This window comes from Streptomyces sp. FH025 (genome assembly GCF_017427025.1).
Taxonomy (GTDB): domain Bacteria; phylum Actinomycetota; class Actinomycetes; order Streptomycetales; family Streptomycetaceae; genus Kitasatospora.
In genome coordinates, this window is record NZ_JAFLNG010000582.1 from 1 (window position 1) to 5001 (window position 5001).

Below are 5001 nucleotides of genomic sequence, written 5' to 3' on the forward strand. Positions count from 1 at the left end.
CCGAACCCGTCGCCAAGGAGCCCGAGGCCGCGCCCGTCGCCACCCCGTCCGCCGCGCCGGCCACCACCGCGCCGGCCGGCACCCCCGAGCTCGCCCACACCGGCTCCTCCGGAAGCAACACCTTCCTCGCCCTCACCTCCGCCGCCCTCCTCGCCCTCGGCGCCGGCGCCCTCATCGCCGTCCGCCGCCTGCGCCACCAGCGCTGACCGACGGACGGGCACGACGAAGGGGCCCTCCTCCGCACGGCGGTGCGGAGGAGGGCCCCTTCTTCCCGTCTACCGAGGTATCAGCCCCAGGTGATCAGGCGCTTCGGGCGCTCCAGCAGCGCGGCCACGTCGGCCAGCACCTTGGAGCCGAGCTCGCCGTCGACCAGGCGGTGGTCGAAGGAGAGCGCCAGCGTGGTCACCTGGCGCGGGACCACCTTGCCCTTGTGCACCCACGGCAGTTCCCGGACCGCGCCGAAGGCGAGGATGGCCGCCTCGCCCGGGTTGAGGATCGGGGTGCCGGTGTCGACGCCGAAGACGCCGACGTTGGTGATGGTGACGGTGCCGCCCTGCATGTCGGCCGGCGAGGTCTTGCCCTGGCGGGCGGTCTCGACCAGCTCGCCGAGCGCGGCGGCGAGGCCGCCGAGGGTCTTGGAGCCGGCGTCCTTGATGTTCGGGACGATCAGGCCGCGCGGGGTGGCCGCGGCGATGCCGAGGTTCACCTGACCCTTGATCACGATCTCCTGGGCCGCCTCGTCCCACTGCGCGTTGATCTCGGGGTGCCGCTTGATCGCGGTGAGCAGCGCCTTGGCGACCAGCAGCAGCGGGCTGACCCGGACGTCCCGGCCCAGCTCGCCGCTCTCCTTGAGCCGACGGACGAACTTCATCGTGCGGGTCACGTCGACCTGGACGAACTCGGTGACGTGCGGGGCGGTGAAGGCCGAGGCCACCATCGCCTGCGCGGTCGCCTTGCGGACGCCCTTGATCGGCACCCGGACGTCGCCCGCGGCGGGCACGAGCACCGGCGCCTCGACCGGCTCGGCCACGGCGGCCGCGACGGCCTCGACGACCGGAGCCACCGGGGCGGCCAGGGCCGCGGCGCGGGCGTGCACATCCTCGCGGGTGATCACGCCGTTCGGACCGGTCGGGGTGACCGCGCGCAGGTCGATGCCGAGGTCCTTGGCCAGCTTGCGCACCGGCGGCTTGGCCAACGGCCGCTCCCCGACCGGCACTTCGACGACCGGAGCAGGAGCGGGCACGCCCGGGGCGGGCACGACCGCAGCGGGCTTCGGCGCGGTGCCCGTCGTGGTCCTGGTGGCCGTCCGCCGGGCCCGGCGCTGGGCGGTACCGGTGCGCGGGCCGTACCCGACCAGCACCTCCCGCCGCTCCGGCTCGGCCTCCGCGGCCGGCGCCGCAACAGCCGCAGTGGCAGCCGCAGCGGCGGCAGCAGCGGCGGCAGCAGCGGGCGCGGGCGCGGCGGCCGGTGCGGCCCCCGCCTCCCCGGCGACCGCCACGGAGATGATCACGGTGCCGACGTCGACCGTCGCCCCCTCGGGGAAGAAGAGCTGCTCGACGACCCCGTTGAACGGGATCGGCAGCTCCACCGCCGCCTTGGCGGTCTCCACCTCGCAGACGACCTGCCCGTCGGTGACGGTGTCACCGGGCTTGACGTACCAGCTGAGGATCTCGGCCTCGGTGAGGCCCTCGCCCACGTCGGGCATCTTGAACTCGCGGAGCGAGCGAACTTCGGTGGTCATCTTCGCTCCCCCGGATCAGTACGCGAGCGCGCGGTCGACGGCGTCGAGCACGCGGTCCAGGTCGGGCAGGAAGGCCTCCTCGACCCTGGACGGCGGGTACGGCGCGTAGTAGCCGCCGACCCGCAGGACCGGTGCCTCCAGGTGGTAGAAGCACCGCTCGGTGAGCCGGGCGGCCAGCTCGGCGCCCATGCCCAGGAACACCGGCGCCTCGTGCACCACGACGGCCCGTCCGGTGCGCTTGACCGACTCCTCTAGCGTCCCGAAGTCCACCGGGGTGAGCGAGCGCAGGTCGACGACCTCCAGCCGGCGGCCGTCCTCCTCGGCGGCCGCGGCGGCCTCCAGGCAGACCTTGACCATCGGGCCGTACGCGATCAGCGTCGCGTCCGTGCCGGAGCGGACCACCCGGGCGTCGTGCAGCCCGAGGTCGGCGGCGGCACCGACCTCGCCCTTGTCCCAGTAACGCCGCTTGGGCTCCAGGAAGATGACCGGGTCGTCCGACTCGATCGCCTGGCGCAGCATCCAGTGCGCGTCGTGCGCGCTGGACGGGGTGACCACCCGCAGGCCGGCGGTGTGCGCGAAGTACGCCTCGTGCGACTCGCTGTGGTGCTCGACCGCGCCGATGCCACCCGCGTAGGGGATGCGGACGGTGACCGGCAGCTTGACGTGCCCGAGCGCGCGGGCGTGCATCTTGGCCAGCTGGGAGACGATCTGGTCGAAGGCCGGGTAGACGAAGCCGTCGAACTGGATCTCCACGACCGGGCGGTAGCCGCGCAGCGCCAGGCCGATCGCGGTGCCGACGATGCCGGACTCGGCCAGCGGGGTGTCGATCACCCGGTCCTCGCCGAAGTCCTTCTGCAGGCCGTCGGTGATCCGGAAGACGCCGCCGAGCTTGCCGATGTCCTCGCCCATCAGGAGGGTCTTCGGGTCGCTCTCCAGCGACTTGCGCAGCGCCTCGTTGAGCGCCTTGGCAATGCTGAGCTGACCGGCCATCAGTGGTTCTCCCCCGCCTCGAAGGAGGCCGCGTACTCGATGTACTCGGCCCGTTCCTCATCGACCTGAGCGTGCGGCTCGCTGTACACGTGGTCGAAGATCAGCGTCGGGTCCGGGTCCGGCATGCTCCGCACGCCCTCGCGCACCCGCAGCCCCAGCTGCTCGCTCTCGGCGTCGACGGCGGCGAAGAACTCCTCGTCGGCCAGGCCCTCCTTCTCCAGGTGGGCGCGGAGCCGAGTGATCGGGTCCTTGGCCTTCCAGGCCTCGGTCTCCTCGGCGTGCCGGTAGCGGGTCGGGTCGTCGGAGGTGGTGTGCGCGCCCATCCGGTAGGTGAAGGCCTCGATCAGCACCGGGCCGTTGCCGCTGCGGGCGTGGTCGAGCGCCCAGCGGGTGACCGCGAGGCAGGCCAGCACGTCGTTGCCGTCGACCCGCACACCGGGGAAGCCGAAGCCGGAGGCGCGGCGGTACAGCGGGATCTTGGTCTGGTTGGTGGTGGGCTCGGAGATCGCCCACTGGTTGTTCTGGCAGAAGAACACCACGGGCGCGTTGTAGACCGAGGCGAAGGTGAACGCCTCGTTGACGTCGCCCTGGCTGGAGGCGCCGTCGCCGAAGTACGCGATCACCGCGTCGTCGGCGCCGTCCTTGGTGATGCCCATCGCGTAGCCGGTGGCGTGCAGGGTCTGCGCGCCGATCACGATGGTGTACAGGTGGAAGTTCTTCTCGTTCGGGTCCCAACCGCCGTGGTTCACACCGCGGAACATGCCGAGCAGGTTCAGCGGGTCGACGTCGCGGCACCAGGCCACGCCGTGCTCGCGGTAGGTCGGGAAGGCGTAGTCGCCGGTGCGCATGGCCCGGCCGGAGCCGACCTGGGCGGCCTCCTGGCCGAGCAGCGAGGCCCACAGGCCCAGCTCGCCCTGGCGCTGGAGCGCGGTCGCCTCGCCGTCGAACCGGCGCACCAGCACCAGGTCGCGGTAGAGGGCGCGCAGCTCCTCGGGAGTGGTGGTGAGGGGGTAGTCCGGGTGCTCGACCCGCTCGCCTTCCGGCGTGAGCAGCTGTACGAGCTCCGGCTGGGCGTCCGTCCCCGTGGCGCGGAGGGTGTCAGGGACGCCGGGGGCCGCCTTCTTGCGAGCCCTCGCCGTGCTTTTGACGGTCACGTTCACTCCTCGGTCTGTCCGGCCGCCCGGGGTCGCCGGTGACCGGTCCGGTCACCGCCTCGCGGGGCGCGCGTGGGTGTGCGCACCTACTGCGTGGCAGGTGGTGATCCTGTTCCGACGGCGTCCCTCACGAGAACGTTACCCAGCGTCCGCCCTTGGCGCGCTTGCGCTAGGACGTCCTACTTGTTCAGGGCCTACAACCCCGAGGGTGCCGCGCCCGGCTCGCCGTCGGTGGGTGGGGGTGACGGTCGGCGTGACGCAGCTCTCAATTCGAGCGCCTTCAGGACACCAGCGCACGTTATCCGGGCGGACGCCCTCGCGTAAGGGGGTTCTCGGTATCTGTTTCGGTCGGCTCTGGCCGGATCACGTCTTTACGGCGATGTGAACGATAGGTCTTCTGTACGGTGATATGGGAGGCTTTGGGCGTGATGGATAACGGACGAATCAGGGTTTTCCTGCTCGACGATCACGAGGTCGTCCGGCGGGGCGTGCACGATCTGCTCTCGGTCGAGGACGACATCGAGGTGGTCGGCGAGGCCGGCACGGCCGCCGAGGCGCTCACCCGGATCCCGGCGGTCCACCCCGACGTCGCGGTGCTCGACGTCCGGCTGCCGGACGGCAACGGGGTCGAGGTCTGCCGGGAGATCCGCTCCCGGCTGCCGGAGATCAAGTGCCTGATGCTGACCTCGTTCTCGGACGACGAGGCGCTGTTCGACTCGATCATGGCGGGCGCCTCCGGCTACGTCCTCAAGGCGATCCGCGGCACCGACCTGATCACCGCCGTCCGGGACGTCGCGGCCGGCCGCTCGCTGCTCGACCCGGTGGCCACCAGCAGGGTGCTCGCCCGGCTCCGCGACGGCGGCGAGAAGGAGGACGAGCGGCTGTCCCAACTCACCAAGCAGGAGCGGCGGATCCTCGATCTGATCGGCGAGGGGATGACCAATCGTCAGATCGGCAACGAGTTGCACCTGGCCGAGAAGACGGTGAAGAACTACGTCTCCAGTCTGCTCGCCAAGATGGGCATGGAGCGACGCACCCAGGCGGCCGCTTTCGTGGCACGGCACCAGGCCGATCACCAGTACTAATAAAGGCGATTCACAACTCTGACGGTTTGTC

General features: G+C 71.5%; 5 protein-coding genes. 2 read left to right on the top strand and 3 right to left on the bottom strand.

Annotated features, from left to right (window positions below; translation table 11 throughout):
• The coding region (locus J0670_RS29820) for an LPXTG cell wall anchor domain-containing protein (RefSeq protein ID WP_207814813.1) at positions 1-206 on the top strand (206 nt) is incomplete at its 5' end.
• A gap of 80 nt (positions 207-286) precedes the next feature.
• Here the strand turns inward: J0670_RS29820 and J0670_RS29825 are convergent.
• The 3 genes from J0670_RS29825 to pdhA are packed head-to-tail and all read right to left on the bottom strand — an operon-like array spanning position 287 to position 3885.
• On the bottom strand, positions 287-1741 hold the full coding sequence (locus J0670_RS29825) for a dihydrolipoamide acetyltransferase family protein (RefSeq protein WP_207814814.1): 1455 nt from the start codon (positions 1739-1741) through the stop codon (positions 287-289).
• Positions 1742-1756: 15 nt separating this feature from the next.
• Positions 1757-2731: an alpha-ketoacid dehydrogenase subunit beta gene (locus J0670_RS29830; protein WP_374223191.1), complete on the bottom strand. Its 975-nt coding sequence runs from the start codon at positions 2729-2731 to the stop codon at positions 1757-1759.
• Entirely contained in the window at positions 2731-3885 is a 1155-nt protein-coding gene (gene pdhA / locus J0670_RS29835; RefSeq protein WP_374223192.1) for a pyruvate dehydrogenase (acetyl-transferring) E1 component subunit alpha, read from the bottom strand. Before pdhA ends, J0670_RS29830 begins: the two co-directional genes overlap by 1 nt.
• A gap of 428 nt (positions 3886-4313) precedes the next feature.
• Between pdhA and J0670_RS29840 the strand changes: the two genes are divergently transcribed.
• The gene (locus J0670_RS29840) at positions 4314-4970 is read left to right on the top strand and encodes a response regulator transcription factor (RefSeq protein ID WP_207814816.1); all 657 of its coding nucleotides are present in this window, start codon (positions 4314-4316) and stop codon (positions 4968-4970) included.
• Positions 4971-5001 lie beyond the last annotated feature (31 nt).